Here is an 18,532-nt window from a genome sequence, read left to right as displayed (position 1 = left end):
CGCATGCCGCGTTTCATGACGGTTCTTTCGACATGCCTCATCATCACGATTCTCGCCGGCGCAGCCGTCGAGGCCGCCGCCCTCACCAAGGTGGAAAAGGTCGCGCTCAAACAGGCGATCGTCGCCTGCAGGCCGAGGCAAAGGGCAAGAAGATCAAGTGGCTGTCACGCCGGACATACGTCAATCAGTGTGTCGTGACGGCGCTCAAGGAACGTCCTAGCATCGACGTGGCTCGCATGATCGAGGAGAACCCGGAGCTGACTAATATTCCCGTGGAGCGATGGCCGGGGTATTAGGGCGTTGACATTGGTATCTCGCCGCCTTCGCTTGAGGACGCGCAAGGCGTTGCTGCCTGCTACTTCGACGTCGCACGGGCCAGAAAGTCCGTGAGCGCGCGGCGATCCTCGGCCGAGCCGATCCGCTGCTCCGGCATCTTGGTGCCGGGCGTATAGGCGTTCGGCCCGATCTCGAACAGTTTTGAGACGGTCTCCGGCGTCCAGACGATATCCATCGCCTTGAGCGCGTCGGTGAAGCGGTAGCCCGGCAGCGAGGCGATCTTCCGGCCGAAGAGTCCCGCAAGCGTCGGCCCGGCACGCTGTACCTCAGTCTCCGACAATGTATGGCAGGCGACGCAGGCCCTGAACATTTCGGCGCCGTGATCGCCGACATAGGCGGCGAGCGGATCCGCCGGCGTGCCCAGTACGTTCGACCCGATCGCCGCGCCGGTCAGTGCATTCCAGCGCCTGATCTTGCCGTCAGCACCGCCAGTCAGGAGCGTCGCGCCATCGGGCAGGAACGCGACCGACCAGACCGGCGCGCCGAGCCCGGCCAGCGTGCGCATCACGCTGCGCGCCTTGCGATCGACGATCGCAACGGTGCCGTCAATTGCCCCCGTGGCGATCAAGGCACCGTCTTGCGAGATCGCCAGGGCGACGATCGGCCGGGCGCCAGCCATGACCTCGCCATTCTCCTTGCCATCGGCGGTCATCATGCGCAGCTTCCCGTCTGCCGCGCCGGTGACGATTTCGCCATCAGGCGAGATGGCTACGGCATTCAGCGGCGCCGGCATCGCAACGATCTCGGGGCTGCCGCCCGGCAGGGGCCAGATCCATACCGTCAGATCGTAACCAACGCTCACCAGCGATTTTCCGTCGGGGGCAAAGGCCACGCCGTTCACGCTTTGCGAGTGACCTTGCAGCACGCGTGTCCCACCGTCGGACAAGGATGAAATCCGCACGGTGTGGTCCCACGAGGCCGACGCGAGCTTCGATGCATCGGGCGAAACGGCGAGTCCGACAATGGGTCCCGTATGACCTTCGATAACCTGGTCTGGTTGCAGCCGGCCCGGCGTCCAGACAGCAATCTGGCCGTCCGCACCAGCCGTTGCCATTCGTCCGTCTCCGAGGAAGGCAGCTGCGTTCACCGCACCCGAATGGAAGCGAAGGACCTGCTCGGCGGACTCGGTTGCCAGGGACCATCGGATCGCCGCAGTGTCGAAGCTCCCCGACAAAACTGTCTTGCCATCGGCCGAGACGGCGATTGCGCGGACAGGCCCGCCGTGCCCCGCCAACTGCGCCTGCGTGGGCCGCAGCGGGAAAAGCAGCGATGCCGTCAGGAGGACGGTGGCGAGACGCAAGGTCAAATCCATTGGCCGTCGGAGACACTCACAGCGAAGCACCCACCGTGCCATTCTGCCCGGCTTTTGCAACACGGCCAAATGCCGTCCCGTGACGCCCGGCGATCGTTCTGCGGATCTCTTCCGTGGCGTGTCCGTGGCCGACAGGCATGGCCTTTGGACAAAAACGCACCCATTTGATCCAGCTCAATGGGGGTAGCTCGCATTCGGTTCCAGGTGCGACAAGCGGCGCCTTGATTGGTGATCGACGTGGTCGCAGTCTTGCCAAGGACGCCTCATGGATCGAGGCTGGACATGCAAGTACACCCGAAAACCTATCTGCAGCTCATCTCGCGGTTGTGGCACTTTCGCGCGTCGCCGCCGCGAAACCGCGATCCCGGCAGCCAGGGCGCGTCGCCACTGCTCGTCTACATCGCCGTCGTGTTAGCGCTACTGCTGGCTGTCCTTGAAGTCGACATCCACAGCGCGCAGCTTCAATCCTTGGGACTGCTCGGCGATCCCATCGGGATCAACCCGATTTTCATGGGTCCCTGAGACAGCGTTTGCGACAATTGCTGCACTGGCGCCCGGCCAGCCGCCTGGCGCATCGAGCCGTTCGAAGCCGTCCAGCTCGAGTGCTATTGGTTGAGACGCGATGGCAGTATTCTCTCTACTCCTGTGTTCCCCTTGGAAACACAAGCGATCGATCTACGAAATCTTCAACCGGCAATTTGCTTTGTTGCGCCTGTCTTTGCATCTCCTGCACCGGGGGCATCCCTGCTACCGATGCGCGACTCACCGATAATGGATGCGATCGCTGCATATTCGTCGCGGCCACGAAAACCGCGAGCGCAGCCAGGCCAGAGATCATCAGGAGCTTCATGCGAGAACCTCCGTTGGTTCTGAGAGAGTCGAAGCTCTGACTAGTGCAAGACTTGAAGTTCCCGTGTGAGATGCCCCACATCTCTCGTTCTCTTGATCATCGCTTGATCATCGCTTGGGCGGTTGCCCCAGGCAGCATGGGACATCACGCTCGGCGCGATGCGAGCGCGGCGCACTCAATCAGACAGAATAGGTACGCGACCTTGCCAATAGTCCGGGCCTGCGGCCGCCGGATGCGGTCAAGCTATCGGCCCGATCGTGCGATCAGGCGACTCAGCCGAGGCGATCATCGATGTAGCGCCTGAGCGCGGACGCGGCATTCAGCATGTGCGCACGCATTCGGCGCGCTGCGGTCTCTCCGTCGCCTTCTGCGATCGCCTGCATGATGGCATCATGCTCGTCGCGGGACTTGCGAATGCGATCGCCCTGCCGCAATTGGGTGCGGCGGAAGGCGCTGAGCCGCGAACGCACGTCCTGCGCCTGTTCGGCGAGAAACGAGTTGTGCGTTGCCCGGTAGATGCATTCGTGGAATTCCCGGTTGAACGCGTCATAGGCATCAACGTCGTTCGCCTCGACCATCGCGAGCGAGCCTTCGTGAAGCTCGATCAGGTGGCTGCGTTCGAGCGGGGTCATGCGGTAGGTCGCAAGCCGGACGCACATCGCCTCGACCTCGGCGCTGGTCTCGAACATGTCCATGATGCGCTCCGGCGTCATCCGCGCAACGACGAGGCCGCGGCGGCCGCGCACCTCGACGAGGCCGCTGACCACGAGCTGGCGAAGCGCCTCCCGCACCGGCGTGCGGGAAGCTCCAAAGCGATCGGCAAGCTGCTGCTCTTCCAGTGCGGAACCGGCGACGAGTGCGCCTGAGGCGATCTCGTCAGTGAGCGCGTTGCGGATGCGATCGGAGAGCAGCCCGCCATCGTCTTCCGCGCCGACTGCGACCTTCAGTACTTCTGCCATTCAGCCTCCCGTGATCGCACGCACCGCGAAGTAAAGGATCGAGGGGGCGACCAGGCACCCGAGCCCGGTGTGAAATGTCGCCGTCAGCGCACCGTAGGGCACCAGACGCCGGTCCGTCGCCGCCAGCCCTCCGGACACGCCACTGACCGTTCCCATCAAGCCGCCAAACACCATTGCACTGCGCGGATTGTTGAGGCCGATCATCCTCGCCACGAAGGGCGTTCCGATCATGACGATCACCGCCTTGAATACACCGGTCGCGATCGAGAGCGCAATAACCGGCGAAGATGCGCCGATCGCAGCCCCCGTGACCGGGCCGACGATGTAGGTCACAGCGCCGGCACCGATCGTCGTCATCGAGATGGCATCGGTGTAGCCGAACGCGGCGGCAACGAAGACGCCCAGAATGAACGGGACGACGGTCCCCAGTCCGAGCGCGACCGCACCGATTGCCCCGGCCTTGCGCGCATGAACGACATCGACCTCGAAGGCGGTGGCGACGATGGCGAAATCCCGCAACATCGCTCCGCCCATCAGGCCGATCCCGGTCAGCGCCGGCAGGTCGGCGACGCCCTTTTCGCCGCCAGTGGCGATACCGCCGAAAAAGGCCAGCACGAGCCCCAGCATGATCGCGATCGCCGAGCCGTGGATGCGTCCGAAGGTGAGGTATTTCGAGATCGCCCCGGAGACCCACATCAGGATCCCGACCGCCGCGAAAGCGGTGAGCAGCGAGTTTGCAGCAAGAATGTGCGATATCATCGTCATCCGATCCTCCCTGACTTGAAGTGGGGCACAGTCGCCTCGAGCGCCTCGCGCGCCTCGATCTCGTCCATGGTCTCGACGCGGCCGCTGAGCCGGCCGATCAGGGCCACCATCGCGAAACACACGGCGACCGCGCCGATCCCCGCGATGACGACGATGGGACCGCCTTTGGCCGCAGCAACGACGTTCTGCTGCGCCGCCATGGCGACCACGATGGGAATGTAGAAGCTGCCCCAGAACTCCACGCCGGTCTTGAGACCGTGGCTGAGCAGGCCGCGCCGCACCAGCCAGAGCCGTGCGGCGATCAGAAACATCATCGCAATGCCGACACCGCCGACATTGGCCTTAACGCCGAGGGCGATGCCGAGCAGGTCCCCCAGGAAGACCCCCAACAAGGTGCAGATGGAGAGCAGCGCGACGCCGGAAACAGTCACGGGCGCCTCCCCAGCGCGAATTGAGCTCCGGTCACGCGACTTAGCCAACTTGTATGCATTCGCATCATGAATCTCCTCCTGTGTATGCGAATATCCATCGCTTATGGAGTTGCGTATACACTAATTGACATTCAGGCGCAATACGCATACATTCGACGCCAATGAAGGCAATCTCGCATGCCAAGGAGCCGAGATGAGCAATTGGGGTATGCAAAAGGCCGCTCTGGGAGAGCGCCTGACAGCCGGCCGGCGGCACGCGAAGGGAAAGATCGTCCCGCTCCCGAGCCTGCCCGCGTTTCTCGCGGCCGTGATCCGATCAGGCGACCGGGTGTGCCTCGAAGGCGACAATCAGAAGCAGGCCGACCTCCTCGCCGCGGCGCTCGCCAACCTCGACCCCGCTGAGATCAGCGACCTGCACATGGTCCAGTCCGGCGTGGTCCTGCCCGCCCATCTCGACGTCTTCGAGAAAGGCATCGCGCGGCGGCTCGACTTCTCCTATTCGGGCCCGCAATCGGCGCGCATTGCGCGCATGCTGTTTGGCCGCAAGATCGAGCTCGGCGCGGTCCATACCTATCTCGAGCTGTTCGCCCGCTACTTCATCGATCTCACGCCGAACGTCGCCCTGATCGCCGCAGTGAGCGCCGACAAGGACGGCAATCTCTATACAGGCCCGAACACCGAAGACACGCCGACCGTCGTCGAGGCGACGAGTTACAAGAACGGCCTCGTCGTGGCGCAGGTCACCGAGATCGTCGACAAGGTGCCGCGCGTCGATATTCCCGGCGACCTCGTGCATTTCGTGGTCGAAGCCGGCCGTCCCTTCTATGTCGAGCCGCTCTTCACCCGCGACCCCGCCGCCATCACCGAGACCCAGATCCTGACGGCGATGCTCGCCATCAAGGGCATCTATGCGCCCTATGGCGTGCGCCGGCTCAATCACGGCATCGGCTTCAACACCGCCGCGATCGAGCTGTTGCTGCCGACCTATGGCGAGAAGCTCGGCCTCAAGGGCAAGGTCTGCACGCATTTCGCGCTCAATCCGCATCCGACGCTGATTCCGGCGATCGAATCCGGCTGGGTCGACCAGGTCCATTGCTTCGGCTCGGAGGTCGGCATGGAGGACTATGTCGCCGCGCGCTCCGACATCTTCTTCACGGGGCCCGACGGCTCGCTGCGGTCCAATCGCGCCTTCTGCCAGACGGCCGGCCTCTATGCCTGCGACATGTTCATCGGATCGACACTCCAGATCGATCTCGAGGGCCACAGCTCGACGGTGACGACGAGCCGCATCGCGGGGTTCGGCGGCGCGCCCAACATGGGATCCGATCCGCGCGGCCGCCGCCACCCGAGCGAACCCTGGCTCAAGGCCGGTGCCGAGGCAGCGCCCGATGCCGCCCCCGCCCTGCGCCGCGGCCGCAAGCTCGTGGTGCAGATCGGCGAGACCTTCGGCGAGCGCAATGCTCCGCTCTTCGTCGAGCGGCTGGATGCGCTCGAGCTGGCGCGCGAGCTCAAGCTCGATCTCGCGCCGGTAATGGTCTACTCGGACGACGTGACCCACATCGTCACCGAGGAAGGCATCGCCAACCTCCTGATGTGCCGCAGCAAGGACGAGCGCGAGCAGGCGATCCGCGGCGTCGCCGGATACACCGACATCGGGCGCGCGCGCGATGCTAAGCTCGTCGAGCAGCTCAGGCAACGCGGCGTGATCCGGCGTCCCGAGGATCTCGGCATCGATCCGCTCGATGCCGACCGCCGCCTGTTGGCGGCACGCTCGATCAAGGACCTCATGCTGGCCTCCGGCGGCCTCTATCGTCCGCCCAGCCGCTTCCGCAACTGGTGAGGAGTTTTTTGCATGGAAAAGCTCAGCTTCAGACTGACCGCAGCCAGATCCGCCGGCGGCTCCCGCACGCAGGCGATCGTCGGTGTCGTCGCCTCCGGCAATCTCGAGGTCCTGCTGGAACGCACCTCGCCAGCCGACACGTGCACGATCGAGATCGCAACCGCAGCCCACGGCTTCGGCGCAGTGTGGGACGCCGTGGTCCGCGACTTCGTCGCCCGCCGCCCTGCTGGCGGCCTGCGCATCTCCATCAATGACGGCGGAGCCCGCCCGGACACGGTCGCGCTGCGCCTTGCGCAAGGCGTCCGCAAGATCGAGGAGCCGGAACGATGACACAGGTGGCAGCCAACAATGTTTCGCTGAGCTGGTACGAGGCGAGCGCCCGGCAACGCATCGACGCGCTGGTCGATGCCGGCAGCTTTTGCGAATACATCGGCCCCGAACTGCGCGAGATCAGCCCGCATCTTTCGATTTTCGACCTGCCGGAACAGTTCGACGACGGCATCGTCATCGGCCGTGGCCGCCTGGAGGGATCGCCGGTGCTCGTCGCCGCCCAGGAAGGACGCTTCATGGGCGGCGCCTTCGGCGAAGTCCACGGCGCCAAGCTCACCGGCCTCCTGCGCGCCGCGCGCGCCCTTCGCCAGGACGTGCTGATCCTGTTCGACACCGGCGGCGTGCGGCTTCAGGAAGCCAATGCCGGCGAGCTCGCGATCGCAGAAATCATGCGCGCGGTAATCGAGGTGCGGCGTGCGGGCGTCAGCGTCGTCGGACTGATCGGCGGCCGCGCCGGATGTTATGGCGGCGGCAGCCTGATCGCAGGCACCTGCTCGCGCCTGATCGTGTCCGAGCAGGGGCGGATCAGCGTCAGCGGCCCCGAGGTGATCGAGACCAACAGAGGCATCGAGGAGTTCGACTCGCGCGACCGCGCGCTGGTGTGGCGCACCATGGGCGGCAAGCACCGCTATCTCATCGGCGGCGCCGACATGTTCGTCGACGACGAGGCGCTGGCGTTTCGCCAGGCGGCGATCGACGCGCTCAAGATCAAGCGTGGCTGCGATACCACCGTTCTCGAAGCCGAGCAGAATCGCCTGGAGCGCCGGCTGCAGCGTTTCGGCGAAGCCGAGGACGCTGTCGATATCTGGCAGACGCTTGGTATCGACGCGCCGACCGAGATCCCCGCGCTTCCGACCGACGCGTTTCTGCGCGCGGCAAAGACAAGGGAGAACGCCGATGACGCTCGATGACATTCTGGCCGGCCTGTTCCCGAACGGCCACGACATCCAGACCATCGGCTCAATAGTTGCGGGAAGGGCGATCCTGCCTGACGGAGGACTGATCCACCTACTCGGCATCACGCGAGGACGGCCCCTCGGCGCGAACGAAGCCATTGTGCTCGCGGGGCGCGTGATCGATATCGTCAAATCCGGGGATCGTGCGCCGATCCTGGTCCTGGTGGATTCCGCCAGCCAGCGCATGAGCAAGCGCGACGAGCTGCTGGGCCTCAACGAGTATCTGTCGCATCTCGCCAAAGCCCTGCTGCTGGCGGAAGCCGAGGGACATCGTACCGTCGGCCTGCTCTATGGCGGCAGCGCGGCCGGTGCGTTCATCGCCACCGCTCTTGCCACCGGCACGCTGGTGGCACTCCCCGGCGCGCATCCCGCCGTGATGGATCTGCCGTCGATGGCGCGGGTCACCAAGCTTTCGATCGACGTGCTGAAGGCCAAGGCGGAAGCGACGCCCGTTTTCGCGCCCGGGCTCGACAACATGGTGCAGACCGGCGGCATTCACGTCGTCTGGGATGAAACTGCTCCCCTGGCGCCGCAGCTTGCGGCCGTGCTGGAGCGGCCTGCAGGACAGGATGATCGTGGCCGGCTAGGTGCAGAGCGTGGCGGACGCCGGAAGGCGGCCGAGATCGCCGATCGGGTCGTCGCGCTCGCCGCGGTCGCGCAGCAGGGAGCGCAACATGGCTGAAGCACTCGCGCGTCACACCATGGTCAAGGCCTCGGCAGCCGGATGGGCTGTCGTGATGAGCCGCCATCCCGAACTCGCCAGCGAACCGATCATCGACGGCTGGGCGCGCGCTGGCCATCCCCTCATCGTTCGCCGGCCGGCTTGCAGCGATTCCGCCGGCATGATTCCGCTCGGCCTGCCGCTGCCGCCCAGCCACGGCAAACGGCGCATCGCGCTCGTGCTCGCGCCCGCCGACATCATCGCATCCGCTGCGCCGCCAACCTTGGCCGATGCGGCCGCCGCGGCGCCTGCACACTGGCAGGAGACGATCGGCCTGCTGCTCCAGCTTCTGCCGGAGACCCGCACCTTCGGCAGCCTGGCCTGGCAGCACCTCACCGGCCTGCCTTATCTTTCCGACAGTTCGGACCTCGATCTGCTCTGGCCACTGTCGCCGGCAAGGCACGCCGGCACTCTGCCGTCGGACATCGGCCGGATCGCGAAGCAGGCGCCGATGCGGCTGGACGGCGAGATCGTTGGTCGCGCGGGAGGGGTCCAATGGCGCGAGCTCATCGGAGCTGACGAGGATGAAGTCCTCGTGAAAGGCCCCGCCGGCGTCATCAGCACGACGCGCGCCGCATTTCTGTCGGGGAATTTGTCGTGAACGTCGCGCTGAGATGGCAATCGACACCTGCCAACGCGCTCGATGCGGAGCAGCTCGGTGATCTGGCATCGCTTTGCCTGAAGCTCGAAGTTGAAACCCATCCGAAACCGGGGCTCGTCAGCCATGTCGACAATGGCGCGCACAGCGACATGGACGCCGAGCTCTTGTGCCGCAGCGCCGACACCTTGAGGCCATTCCTCCGTGATCTGGCGCTTGCCGGAGCCGAGGGCGCCGGCATGAGCCGATTGCGCGCGATCGGGGTTGCCGCAGAGCGCGCCATGCTTGCGGAAACCGGAGGCGTCAACACGCATCGCGGCGCGATCTTCGGACTGGGTCTGCTCTGCGCCGCGGCGGGATATCGCGGTGCGCTCGGCATTCGCAAATCGCTCGGCGATCTGGTGTCGCAGCGCTGGGGCGAAGACATCCTTTCGGGTCCCATATCCTTGCGCAGCCACGGCGCCATGGCCTCGCGGCGTTACGGTGCCGGCGGCGCCAGGGCGGAAGCAGCGTGCGGCTTCCCATCGGTCTACGAGATCGCCCTGCCCGCCCTGCATGCTGCACGAAAGCTCGCGCCTTGCGATGAGGAAGCAGTCCGCGTTCAGACCTGCATGACGCTCATCGCCGACGTCACCGACACCAACCTCCTGCATCGCGGCGGAGAGGATGGATTGCACTTCGCGCAAGCCGGCGCATCCGCATTTCTTGCCGCCGGAGGCGTCGGACGCCACGGCTGGCGCGAGCGAGCCATCGACATTCATCAAGCGTTTGTGGCGCGCAATCTCAGTCCCGGCGGCTCGGCGGATCTGCTGGCCATGGCCCTCTTCGTCGATCGGCTGGACCCCTGATGCTCGCCCTGCTCTGCGGTGGACAAGGCACCCTCTCGGACAAGATCTTCGATCTGGCCGCCGATCAGCCTGCCGCAGAGCCCGTTTTCACCGCGGCGACCGCGTGTCTCGGCGAGGATCCACGGGAGTTCGTCCGGACGCACAGCGCAGACGAGATGTCCGCCAACCATGTCAGCCAGATCCTGACCGTCACATCGACGCTCGCGATCCATGCCTGTATTGCCGATCTCCTGACCAAACCTACGGCCGTCACCGGCTACAGCGTCGGCGAGATGACCGCCTGGAGCATTGCAGGGATATGGACCGCCGATGAAGCCTTGCGACTAACGGCTGTTCGCGCGCGCCTGATGGACAGCGTCGCCGGACCCGACGGCCGTCTCGGCTATGTCCGCGGGCTCGACCCGGCCGCGCTCGAACGCCTGCTCGGAAAGCATCGCTGCGAGATCGCGATCAGGAACCCCGATCGTCTCGTGGTCGTCGGAGGTGCCGAGCAGGACGTGATCGACCTCTGCCAGGAAGCGACCGGACAAGGCGCCACGCGCACAGGTCTTCTCGCCGTGAGAATCGCGTCGCACACGCGGCAGCTCGAACAGGCCTGCCGCCCCTTTCAACTGGCGCTCGACGCCAGCACACCCTCCGCTATTGCAAATCAGCGAGTCTTGCTCGCCGGAGGCGACGGCGAGCGCATCTTCTCTGCCAGCAATGCAACAGCAAAGCTCGCCTGCCAGGTGGCGCGCCCGATCGACTGGTCGGCAACGCTGGAAGCGCTTGCCGAGCTCGGCGTCAGCAGGGTGCTGGATCTCGGTCCAGGACACGCACTCGCCGAGATGATGCAGGCCTTCCTTCCCTCCGTCCGCTGCTACGCGGCGGACGGATTTCGCACCATAGGTGGTTTGCGAGATTGGTTACAATCGCGCCCGTCTTGAACATGATTACCCGACGGCCCAAGCCGCGTGCCGAGGAACGACCACCGTCACATTGTCGCCGACCGAATAGCCGCCAAAGGCGGGAGCATCGACATTGAGGCGACCGTCCTCGATCTCCACCACGATCGACCTTGTCGGGCCACGGAAGATCGTGTGGGCGATCCGGCCCGACCATCGCAGTCCATCCTTGTCGGTGCCGGCGGGCGCAATCCTGATGTCTTCCGGCCGCACCATGACCGTGACGGTTTGTCCTGGCGGCACTTCGGTTGCAGCCTCGCATCGGCCCTGCCAACCGTGCCCGACGACATCAAGCTGAACCCGACCTCCCTCGAGGCGCGCGCATGCCTCCACACTGGCGTCAAGGAGATTTGGGTTGCCGAAGAATCCCGCGACCGTGCGATTGGCCGGGTAGCGATAAATGTCCTCGGGGGCACCAACCTGCTGGATTCGTCCCCGATCCATCACGACCACGCGGTCGGACAGCGCCATCGCCTCCGACTGGTCATGCGTGACATACAGGGTCGTCATGCCGAGGCGTCGCTGAATCGCACGGAACTCGTCGCCCATCTGCAACCGCAACTTGGCGTCGAGATTACTCAGCGGCTCGTCGAGAAGAAGCACCTTCGGCTCGAACACCAGCGCCCGCGCAATGGCTACGCGTTGTTGCTGACCGCCCGACAGAGCCGGCGCAGGGCGCTCGGAGAAGCCTTCCATTTCGACGAGACGCAACGACTTTGAAACCAGATCCCGGATTTCGGCCAAGGGACGACGGCGCACCCGCAATGGATATGCAACGTTCTCGAAAACCGTCATATGCGGCCAGATCGCGTAGGACTGGAAAACCATACCGAGGCGTCGCCGCTCCGATGGAACGAACACGCCCGAAGCCGCATCGCTGACCACCTCGTTCCCGAGGCTGATCCGGCCACTGGTATTCTGTTCAAGGCCTGCGACCATCCGCAACGTGGTTGTCTTGCCGCAGCCGGACGGCCCGAGCAGCGTCACGAACTCGCCTTCAGCGACGCGAAGATCAATCTCGTTCACGGCCGCGAACTCGCCGAACTTCCGGCTGACTTTCTCCAGGACGACATTTGACATCAGACACCCAATCCAGTCACAAGGCGCCAATCCATCGCTTGATGACGCGGAGCTGCACCCATCTGAAAACGATCACCATGGCCATCATGATGAGACCGATCACGCTCACCTGTTCCGCGCTGCCGTTGGCCCAGAGTTTCAGGAGCACGACCGACAGAACTTCCGAGCCAACGGAGTAGAGCAACACCGAGGCGCTCAACTCTCGCATGATTCCGAAGAAGATCAGGACCCAGCCCACCGCAAAGGAGGGCCAGACCAGCGCGATCATGATGCGCCACATCGTCTGCAGCCAGCCCGCCCCGTGCACGCGCGAGCATTCCTCGAGGTCGTAGGACAGCTGACCGTAGGCGCTGGACATGACGCGCACCGAGAGCGGCGTTCCCAGCGAGATGTAGGCGAGCAGCAGTGCCCAGATCGTCCCATAGATCGGAATGGCATGAGGCAGCAGCGCGAATCCCCACAGGAAGCCCACGCCCAGCACAATGCCCGGCATCATCCAGGGCAACCACGCCATTGCGTCGATCAGACGACGTCCGCGCCATTTGGTCCTGACCGAGACATAGGCGACGATACCGCCGAGCAGCATGGTCAGCGTAGCCCCGACAAAACCCAACAGCATGGTATTGCCAAAGGCCCGCCAGAACTCACTGCTGCCCGCGACCGCCTGATAATGCTCGAGCGTCAGCATCTCCCATTCGTAGAAGCCGAAGAACTTGAAGAAGGATCCGATCAGTAGCTGGCTCACCGGAAGCACCACCGTGACGGCGAAGAACAGCGCGCAAAAGGCGAACGTCGCCCAGCGCCATCTGCCGAGCTTCATGACCGCGGGCGAATAGCCCTTCCCCGTCACGGTCTGGAAACTGCGGCCGCGCAGGATGCGCCACTGCATCAAGATGATCAGGAACATCAGCGCCATGATCACGAAGCTTATCGCGGTGGCATATTGATATTGCGGTGGCGAGCGCTGGTTGATGGAGTCGTAGATATCAGTCGTGATGACGTGGATGCCGGCAGGCGAGCCGAAGAACAGCGGTGATTCGAAATTCTCGATTCCCCTGATGAAGCTGAGGATCGCGGCCCCGGTCAGCGCCGGCAGCATCAGTTGAAGCGTGACGGTGTAGAAGGTCCGCAATCGGTAGGCGCCGCACATCCGCGCGGCTTCCTCGAGGCTCGGGTCCATCGCCCGAAAGGCGTCGACGATCAGCAGGAAGAGAAACGGCACCGAATACTGCATCATGTGCCAGACGACGCCGCCATAGGAATAGACGTTGATCGGCGACGCGGTCGATCCTGTGATCCACTGATAGAGCTGGTTCAACAGTCCGACCTGCGGATTGCCCAGCATGCCCCAGGCCATCGCGGTGAGGATCGGCGGAATGAAGAACGGCAGCGTGACCAGTACCTCCAGCGTTCCGCGAAACGGCGTGTCAGTCCTCGCCAGAATCCAGGCGAGCAGGACGGCCAGGATCAGCGACGGGATCGTCTTGGCCAGCGCGATGCCAACGGTATTGAGCAGCGTGAGCAAATTTTGCTGCGAAACGATGTCGCGGTAGCCGTCGAGCGTGAAGACGCCGGCAACGCCCGGCGGCGTCGAATGCAGGCTGCCATAGAGCAGCATCGACAGCGGGTAGACCGACAGAAAGGCGAGAACGAGCGCAAGCAGCGTCAGCCCGACGATGCGGCTGGCCGGCGCGCCGTTCAGGAATCGCCGCGCGTGAGGTAGCCGCGACCGCGCTGTTACGATATCGGCTATGCGGTCGTCGGCCGAAAGAGCCATCTGCCAGCGCCTCAGGGGTAAAGTTTCTTGGCCAGCGACATCATGTCCGGCCGTTCGGACAATTTCGCCATGCCCATCAGCCTGGCGTTGGCATAAGGCTGCGCGTCAGGATCGGCGCGCTCGGCCGCGCCCTTCACGACCGGAAGCATCCAGGCGTTGGCGTAAAGCGCCTGGGAGTCGAGGTTGAGGAAATGCTGCATGAAGAGGCGTGCCGCATTGGCATGCGGGGCGTTCTTCAGGATCGCGAGATCCATCTGGGCATAGGGCGCTCCCTCCTGCGGCACGATCACCTTCACGGGCAGGCCCTTGAGATCGGAGGCAAAGGCGAACACCTGCGTGATGTAGATCGGATATTCCCCCCGGGCGACGCGGCGAGCGTCGTTGCGCATATCGCGGCTGAAGACGGGTTTCTGCTCGGCCAGCTTTTCGTTGAACTCGGCGCCCATGTTGTTCTGGAGCACCGCGAACAAGGTGTTGCCGCTGCCGAGCGGACGCATGTCGTCGGAAAGCAGCTTGCCCTTCCACTTCGGCGAATTCAGATCGTTCCAGCTCTTGGGAACGTCGTCGCCCTTGACAAGCCGTGTGTTGATCAAAATTCCCATCGGCTGGACGTAGGCGGGAACGCTGTGTTCGGTGGCCTTGAACGGCGGCCGGAGGTTCGCGGCATTCGGGACCGGCGGCAGTTTCTGGATGAAGTCGCCGTTCTTGAGCTGCTCCTCGATCATGGTCGTGGTGACCATTTCGACATCGCCAAGATACCGTCCCGCCGATTGCTCGGTCCGGATGCGTTCGACCAGTTCGCTGGCGCGCAAATCGAGGCTCTCGACGGCGATGCCATATTCCTTTTCGAACGATTTGACGACCGCTGTGAAGTAAGGCGCGCCGAGCGCCATATTGTAGACGACGACCTTGCCTTCCTTCTTGGCCGCGGCGACGACAGAATCCCAGGATGCATCCTGAGCCGATGCCGGCAATGCGAAACCGGCCGCCAGGGCAGCGAGGGCAATTCTCTTCAGCTTCAAGAACACTTCATCCTCCACGCGGTTTCTTATTTTGCCGATCGACCGCATCGATCAGGTGTCAGACTTCGATCACCACATATTGCTTCTCGATCACGACCGGGAACGTTTCGGCCTGAAGCTCGCCTTCGACGAGGGCCCCGCCCGGTTCCACCTTGAGGTCGTAGCTGCGAACCTTGGTGCGATCGGGCTCGCACCAGGATTTTCCGGTCCTTAAGTCGAACTCCCAGCCGTGCCAGGGGCAGCGCAACAGTTCGCCGCGCCGGCTGAACTGGTAGGACCCTGGCTCGCTGGATTCCACCAGGCCGACGATGCGTCCCTTGCACAGGGATGCGCCCTCGTGCGGACAACGGTTGCTGACGGCGAAATATTCCCCGCCGACATTGAAGATGCCAATTTCCCGCCCTCCCACCTTCACCAGCATGCGCTGGCCGGGAGGGATGTCGTCGACGGTTGCAACGACGTGCCGCGCCATCACGGCAGTCCGTAGAACGCCTGCGCGTTCCCATAGAGAATCTGGTCGCGCTGCGCTTCGCTGAGATTGGCGCGGAAGGCATAGCGCGGATCGTCAAAGTCCCAATGCGGGTAATCGGTCGAGAACAGCAGGCGATCCCAGCCGATCCGGTCGAACAGATCGATCAACTGCGCCGCGCTTCCCGGCTCTTCCATCGGCTGGGTCGTGAACCACACCTGCCGGCGAATGTATTCCGACGGCGGCCGCTTGAGGTGCGGCACCTCGCTGCGCAGGCGCGACCAGTGCTTGTCCATGCGCGCGGTCAGCGAGGGGATCCAGCCGAGCCCGCCTTCCATGATCACGACGCGGAGTTGCGGAAAGCGCTCGAACACGCCTTCGAACACCAGGCTGGTCAGGATCGCCTGCATGGTTTCCGCCACCGAATTGTGCTCTTCCATGTAGTAGGACGCCCAGCCTCCGCCGGTGGAAGGATGGCCATTGGTGCCGCCGACATGGATGGCGATCGGCAGATTGCTGCGCACCGCCGCCTCGAAAATCGGCCAGTAGCGGCGGCGGCCGAAGGGTTCGTCGGTCTTCGGCAATACCAGAATCTGGGTGAAGTTCGGATCGCCGGCCCGCGCGTCGATCTCGGCGACCGAAGCGCCGGTGTCCTCCTGCGCAATCAGGACCGATGCCCGCAGACGCAGCTCGTTCTTCACCCAGCGTTCGACCTGCCAGGTGTTCATGGCCTGCGTCAGCGCCACGCCGAAATCCAGATTGCGCTGGCTGCCGGGGTTCCAGCGCAGCGGGATCAACATGCCGGTCTCGACCCCGTTGGGATCGAGATGCTGCGTGCGCATCAGCTCGAGGCTTGAGCCCGGCGGACCGCCCTCCTCGGGATAGGCATCGACCCGCGCCGCATCCGGCGACATCCGCGGATGCGACAGCGCCTCGGAAAACGCGTGGCGCAAATGGCTGCCATAGACCGAGAGGTGGTCGATCCATTGTTTGGCGAGATACGGATGAACCTCGGTCCAGGAGGTCATCGCGGGATGGATATCGCAATCGATGATCCGAAGCTTGGATCTGGCGGCGCTGCTTCGCTCGAGTTCGACGATGCTCATACGGCAATCTCCATGGCTCGATCGGCCTTCACCAGCCGCGGGTAGGTCGCAAGCGCATTATCGCTGACGATCTTGCGCAACAGGCTTGCGGAAAGCCCCTCCGGTAACGCCGCATCGCCGTCGAACTGCCAGTGCGGATAATCCGTCGAGAACAGGAACAGCTCGTCCGATCGCAGGTGATCGATCAGTCGCAGGATCGCCGCCGCCTCGTCGGTTGCGTCGATTGGCTGGACCGTGAAGCGAACGTGCTCGCGAACGATCTCCGATGGCGCGCGCGTCACCCAGGGAACTTCGGCGCGAACCCCTTTCCAGGTCTTGTCGGCGCGCCAGGCAAAGCCGCTCAGCCAGGTCAGTCCGGATTCGATCGCGACCACCTTGAGTCCGGGGAATTTGGCGAACACGCCTTCGGAGATCATGCTCTGCAACTGGTTCTCGAAGGCGGCCGATTGCGACACATAGTCTTCGACGAAATAGGACGGCCATCCAACCGCGGTCGGCGCATAGCGGTAGGCGCTGCCGGCGTGAATTCCGACCGGCAGGCCAAGCTTCTCTGCCAGACGATAGATCGGCCACAATTGCCGCCGGCCGAGCGTCACCTCGCCCGATACCAGCATCAGCACCTGCACGAACCGCATGTCGTCCGCGCGCCGTTCGATCTCGGCGACGGCGTGTTCGGTGCTATGGGCCGCAATCACGATGGAAGCGCGCAACCGGGGATCGCGGCTCAGCCATTCATCGCGAATCCAGTCGTTGGTCGCCCGGCAGAACACCGCCGCCATGTCCTCGCTATGCATCACCTGGGCGCCGTAGAGGCAGTTGAGGATTCCAAACCGCTGCTGGTAGCGATCCAGCACATGTTCCTGCATCGCCTGCAGCGAGGCCCCCGGCTTCTCGCCATCCGCGAGCTTCCAGTCGGGACGGCACGACAACGGAGCGTTCTGCGGATAACTGGTGAGAGCGAGATTGAGCCGATCAAGCGCGCGAACGGACACCATTTCGCGCCAATATTCGTCGAGATACGGCAGCAGCACATTCATGCCAGGCACGGCCGGATGAAGATCGCAGTCGATCGCACCCGCGTACCTGCCCGGGGCCTTTGCATTGGCCATCTCGCCGTCTGCCATGAATACCACCCTGATGCGTCGCCGGTTCTTGGTCAGCTCTTGTGCCGGCGTCGGTTTTATGTTGATGCATCAATAAATGACATGTCAAGCAATTTGAGGTAGATCAATGCGGCGGGAACCGCGGCATTTTAGGTTGGCCGAGTTGCCGGGAGAATCCATTGATGCCTTCGACCAAGCAACTGACGGTCAACGATGCGCCGCCGAAACGTCCGCAGCACTACGGCATCCTGGCGCAGGAGCACGTTGCAATGCTGGTATCGAATATCGGCGCGCGGCTGCTCCGCGGCACCACGGCCTATTATCGCAGCGCCTTTGACCTGAGCCTGACGGAATGGCGCATACTGATGGTGCTCAACAGCACCCAGTCGCTCAATGTCGGTGAGTTGTCGGGGGCGGCCGATCTGGACAAGGCGGCCGTGAGCCGCAGCCTCGTCTTGCTCGAGGAACGCAAACTGATCTCGGTCGAGCAGACGCGAACCCGTGGCCGCGCCGCGTTCGCCAAGCTGACGGCCGAAGGACGGAACCTGTCCGAAAAATTGCTGGAGATCTCGCGTGAGCGCGAGACGCGGCTATTGCAGAGCTTTAGCCCTGCCGACCGGGAGCATTTGAAAGCGCTGCTTCAGCAGTTGTCGCAGGCCTTGGCCGGCGTCGATTGGGATCGCTAGTTCACGACCAGTCGCGACTTCGTCCCGCGCCAGCCACTCACGCTCCAATCCATCGCGACGCTGGACTGAAAACGGGCGACTTGAAATCGGCCGTCAGCGGTGATGTCAGAATGGTTTGTCGGAACGAAATCTGACGATTCGTACTAAATTACTGAAACTGTTTGGAGCGGGTGAAGGGAATCGAACCCTCGTATTCAGCTTGGAAGGCTGCTGCTCTACCATTGAGCTACACCCGCATCTCGCGATCACCTAACACGGCCGAGCGGCGGTCTCAACTGGCCCGGATCGGTCTTTCCCGCCTCGCGAGCGGACTTGTTCCCGGCCTCCGGCCCCGCCCCTTAACGGCGAAGGGATTTCGCCCTATATTGAGTCTCCCGAAACCAACGAAAGGAGGTGATC

21 protein-coding genes and 1 tRNA gene are annotated in these 18,532 nt (G+C 63.8%); 10 read left to right on the top strand and 12 right to left on the bottom strand.

What is annotated here, in order from left to right:
- Window positions 1–3 precede the first annotated feature (3 nt).
- Entirely contained in the window at window positions 4–198 is a 195-nt protein-coding gene (locus XI08_RS02810) for a hypothetical protein (protein WP_271573274.1), read from the top strand.
- Window positions 199–355: 157 nt separating this feature from the next.
- Here XI08_RS02810 and XI08_RS02805 read toward each other — a convergent pair whose 3' ends face one another.
- The gene (locus XI08_RS02805) at window positions 356–1,648 is read right to left on the bottom strand and encodes a c-type cytochrome (protein ID WP_271573273.1); all 1,293 of its coding nucleotides are present in this window, start codon (window positions 1,646–1,648) and stop codon (window positions 356–358) included.
- A 282-nt stretch (window positions 1,649–1,930) separates the two neighbouring features.
- Here XI08_RS02805 and XI08_RS02800 point away from each other — a divergent pair, with 282 nt between their 5' ends.
- Window positions 1,931–2,170 carry a hypothetical protein gene (locus tag XI08_RS02800; RefSeq protein WP_135174359.1) on the top strand — a complete coding sequence of 80 codons (240 nt, stop codon included), beginning with the start codon at window positions 1,931–1,933 and terminating at the stop codon, window positions 2,168–2,170.
- 115 nt (window positions 2,171–2,285) lie between these two features.
- Here XI08_RS02800 and XI08_RS02795 read toward each other — a convergent pair whose 3' ends face one another.
- From XI08_RS02795 to madL, 4 genes are all read right to left on the bottom strand, one after another.
- On the bottom strand, window positions 2,286–2,498 hold the full coding sequence (locus tag XI08_RS02795) for a hypothetical protein (RefSeq protein WP_084303011.1): 213 nt from the start codon (window positions 2,496–2,498) through the stop codon (window positions 2,286–2,288).
- Between the two features lie 272 nt (window positions 2,499–2,770).
- Window positions 2,771–3,457 (bottom strand): GntR family transcriptional regulator, encoded by a 687-nt coding sequence (locus XI08_RS02790; RefSeq protein WP_049824014.1) that lies wholly within the window; start codon window positions 3,455–3,457, stop codon window positions 2,771–2,773.
- Window positions 3,458–4,222 (bottom strand): malonate transporter subunit MadM, encoded by a 765-nt coding sequence (madM, locus tag XI08_RS02785; RefSeq protein ID WP_271573272.1) that lies wholly within the window; start codon window positions 4,220–4,222, stop codon window positions 3,458–3,460.
- Complete coding sequence (gene madL, locus XI08_RS02780) at window positions 4,219–4,653, bottom strand: malonate transporter subunit MadL (RefSeq protein ID WP_027549116.1); 435 nt, start codon at window positions 4,651–4,653, stop codon at window positions 4,219–4,221. Before madL ends, madM begins: the two co-directional genes overlap by 4 nt.
- 193 nt (window positions 4,654–4,846) lie before the next feature.
- Here madL and mdcA point away from each other — a divergent pair, with 193 nt between their 5' ends.
- Genes mdcA through XI08_RS02745 form a run of 7 tightly spaced genes read left to right on the top strand, consistent with a single transcriptional unit; the run spans window position 4,847 to window position 10,872 of the window.
- Window positions 4,847–6,493, top strand: coding sequence for a malonate decarboxylase subunit alpha (gene mdcA / locus XI08_RS02775; RefSeq protein ID WP_271573271.1), 1,647 nt, complete (start codon window positions 4,847–4,849; stop codon window positions 6,491–6,493).
- 12 nt (window positions 6,494–6,505) lie between these two features.
- Entirely contained in the window at window positions 6,506–6,823 is a 318-nt protein-coding gene (gene mdcC, locus XI08_RS02770) for a malonate decarboxylase acyl carrier protein (RefSeq protein WP_027549114.1), read from the top strand.
- Window positions 6,820–7,734 (top strand): biotin-independent malonate decarboxylase subunit beta, encoded by a 915-nt coding sequence (locus XI08_RS02765; RefSeq protein WP_271573270.1) that lies wholly within the window; start codon window positions 6,820–6,822, stop codon window positions 7,732–7,734. Before mdcC ends, XI08_RS02765 begins: the two co-directional genes overlap by 4 nt.
- Window positions 7,721–8,461 carry a biotin-independent malonate decarboxylase subunit gamma gene (gene mdcE, locus XI08_RS02760; protein WP_271573269.1) on the top strand — a complete coding sequence of 247 codons (741 nt, stop codon included), beginning with the start codon at window positions 7,721–7,723 and terminating at the stop codon, window positions 8,459–8,461. The genes XI08_RS02765 and mdcE overlap by 14 nt, the downstream gene beginning before the upstream one ends.
- Window positions 8,454–9,101, top strand: a complete 648-nt coding sequence (gene mdcG / locus XI08_RS02755) for a malonate decarboxylase holo-[acyl-carrier-protein] synthase (protein WP_271573268.1) — start codon at window positions 8,454–8,456, stop codon at window positions 9,099–9,101. Before mdcE ends, mdcG begins: the two co-directional genes overlap by 8 nt.
- Complete coding sequence (mdcB, locus tag XI08_RS02750) at window positions 9,098–9,946, top strand: triphosphoribosyl-dephospho-CoA synthase MdcB (protein ID WP_271573267.1); 849 nt, start codon at window positions 9,098–9,100, stop codon at window positions 9,944–9,946. The genes mdcG and mdcB overlap by 4 nt, the downstream gene beginning before the upstream one ends.
- On the top strand, window positions 9,946–10,872 hold the full coding sequence (locus XI08_RS02745; protein WP_271573266.1) for an acyltransferase domain-containing protein: 927 nt from the start codon (window positions 9,946–9,948) through the stop codon (window positions 10,870–10,872). Before mdcB ends, XI08_RS02745 begins: the two co-directional genes overlap by 1 nt.
- 6 nt (window positions 10,873–10,878) lie before the next feature.
- On the opposite strand, the gene XI08_RS02740 is transcribed toward XI08_RS02745, so the two are convergent.
- From XI08_RS02740 to XI08_RS02715, 6 genes are read right to left on the bottom strand one after another with little or no spacing between them, the layout of a single operon-like run.
- Window positions 10,879–11,970: an ABC transporter ATP-binding protein gene (locus XI08_RS02740; RefSeq protein ID WP_271573265.1), complete on the bottom strand. Its 1,092-nt coding sequence runs from the start codon at window positions 11,968–11,970 to the stop codon at window positions 10,879–10,881.
- 16 nt (window positions 11,971–11,986) lie between these two features.
- Window positions 11,987–13,747 (bottom strand): ABC transporter permease, encoded by a 1,761-nt coding sequence (locus XI08_RS02735; RefSeq protein ID WP_271573264.1) that lies wholly within the window; start codon window positions 13,745–13,747, stop codon window positions 11,987–11,989.
- 11 nt (window positions 13,748–13,758) lie between these two features.
- Entirely contained in the window at window positions 13,759–14,769 is a 1,011-nt protein-coding gene (locus tag XI08_RS02730) for an ABC transporter substrate-binding protein (protein WP_027549106.1), read from the bottom strand.
- 58 nt (window positions 14,770–14,827) lie between these two features.
- Window positions 14,828–15,241: a Rieske (2Fe-2S) protein gene (locus XI08_RS02725; RefSeq protein WP_271573263.1), complete on the bottom strand. Its 414-nt coding sequence runs from the start codon at window positions 15,239–15,241 to the stop codon at window positions 14,828–14,830.
- Window positions 15,241–16,344 (bottom strand): amidohydrolase family protein, encoded by a 1,104-nt coding sequence (locus XI08_RS02720; protein WP_271573262.1) that lies wholly within the window; start codon window positions 16,342–16,344, stop codon window positions 15,241–15,243. Before XI08_RS02720 ends, XI08_RS02725 begins: the two co-directional genes overlap by 1 nt.
- Window positions 16,341–17,468, bottom strand: coding sequence for an amidohydrolase family protein (locus XI08_RS02715; protein ID WP_271573261.1), 1,128 nt, complete (start codon window positions 17,466–17,468; stop codon window positions 16,341–16,343). The genes XI08_RS02720 and XI08_RS02715 overlap by 4 nt, the downstream gene beginning before the upstream one ends.
- 161 nt (window positions 17,469–17,629) lie before the next feature.
- On the opposite strand from XI08_RS02715, the gene XI08_RS02710 reads away from it, so the two are divergent.
- Window positions 17,630–18,133, top strand: coding sequence for a MarR family winged helix-turn-helix transcriptional regulator (locus XI08_RS02710; RefSeq protein WP_271573260.1), 504 nt, complete (start codon window positions 17,630–17,632; stop codon window positions 18,131–18,133).
- 162 nt (window positions 18,134–18,295) lie between these two features.
- Here XI08_RS02710 and XI08_RS02705 read toward each other — a convergent pair.
- Window positions 18,296–18,369 (bottom strand) — tRNA-Gly (locus tag XI08_RS02705).
- Between the last annotated feature and the right edge of the window lie 163 nt (window positions 18,370–18,532).

Source organism: Bradyrhizobium sp. CCBAU 11361 (assembly GCF_028128935.1).
GTDB lineage: Bacteria > Pseudomonadota > Alphaproteobacteria > Rhizobiales > Xanthobacteraceae > Bradyrhizobium > Bradyrhizobium niftali.
The sequence above is the reverse complement of the archived record's forward strand: the minus strand, read 5'-3'. Positions and strand labels throughout refer to the sequence as shown.

What these genes read in the sequence shown, in the direction of transcription:
- XI08_RS02810 (WP_271573274.1), top strand. Translation starts at nt 4, where the DNA reads ATGCCGCGTTTCATGACGGTTCTTTCGACATGCCTCATCATCACGATT.
- XI08_RS02805 (WP_271573273.1), bottom strand. Translation starts at nt 1,648, where the DNA reads ATGGATTTGACCTTGCGTCTCGCCACCGTCCTCCTGACGGCATCGCTG.
- XI08_RS02800 (WP_135174359.1), top strand. Translation starts at nt 1,931, where the DNA reads ATGCAAGTACACCCGAAAACCTATCTGCAGCTCATCTCGCGGTTGTGG.
- XI08_RS02795 (WP_084303011.1), bottom strand. Translation starts at nt 2,498, where the DNA reads ATGAAGCTCCTGATGATCTCTGGCCTGGCTGCGCTCGCGGTTTTCGTG.
- XI08_RS02790 (WP_049824014.1), bottom strand. Translation starts at nt 3,457, where the DNA reads ATGGCAGAAGTACTGAAGGTCGCAGTCGGCGCGGAAGACGATGGCGGG.
- madM (WP_271573272.1), bottom strand. Translation starts at nt 4,222, where the DNA reads ATGACGATGATATCGCACATTCTTGCTGCAAACTCGCTGCTCACCGCT.
- mdcA (WP_271573271.1), top strand. Translation starts at nt 4,847, where the DNA reads ATGAGCAATTGGGGTATGCAAAAGGCCGCTCTGGGAGAGCGCCTGACA.
- mdcC (WP_027549114.1), top strand. Translation starts at nt 6,506, where the DNA reads ATGGAAAAGCTCAGCTTCAGACTGACCGCAGCCAGATCCGCCGGCGGC.
- XI08_RS02765 (WP_271573270.1), top strand. Translation starts at nt 6,820, where the DNA reads ATGACACAGGTGGCAGCCAACAATGTTTCGCTGAGCTGGTACGAGGCG.
- mdcE (WP_271573269.1), top strand. Translation starts at nt 7,721, where the DNA reads ATGACGCTCGATGACATTCTGGCCGGCCTGTTCCCGAACGGCCACGAC.
- mdcG (WP_271573268.1), top strand. Translation starts at nt 8,454, where the DNA reads ATGGCTGAAGCACTCGCGCGTCACACCATGGTCAAGGCCTCGGCAGCC.
- XI08_RS02745 (WP_271573266.1), top strand. Translation starts at nt 9,946, where the DNA reads ATGCTCGCCCTGCTCTGCGGTGGACAAGGCACCCTCTCGGACAAGATC.
- XI08_RS02740 (WP_271573265.1), bottom strand. Translation starts at nt 11,970, where the DNA reads ATGTCAAATGTCGTCCTGGAGAAAGTCAGCCGGAAGTTCGGCGAGTTC.
- XI08_RS02735 (WP_271573264.1), bottom strand. Translation starts at nt 13,747, where the DNA reads ATGGCTCTTTCGGCCGACGACCGCATAGCCGATATCGTAACAGCGCGG.
- XI08_RS02725 (WP_271573263.1), bottom strand. Translation starts at nt 15,241, where the DNA reads ATGGCGCGGCACGTCGTTGCAACCGTCGACGACATCCCTCCCGGCCAG.
- XI08_RS02720 (WP_271573262.1), bottom strand. Translation starts at nt 16,344, where the DNA reads ATGAGCATCGTCGAACTCGAGCGAAGCAGCGCCGCCAGATCCAAGCTT.
- XI08_RS02715 (WP_271573261.1), bottom strand. Translation starts at nt 17,468, where the DNA reads ATGGCAGACGGCGAGATGGCCAATGCAAAGGCCCCGGGCAGGTACGCG.
- XI08_RS02710 (WP_271573260.1), top strand. Translation starts at nt 17,630, where the DNA reads ATGCCTTCGACCAAGCAACTGACGGTCAACGATGCGCCGCCGAAACGT.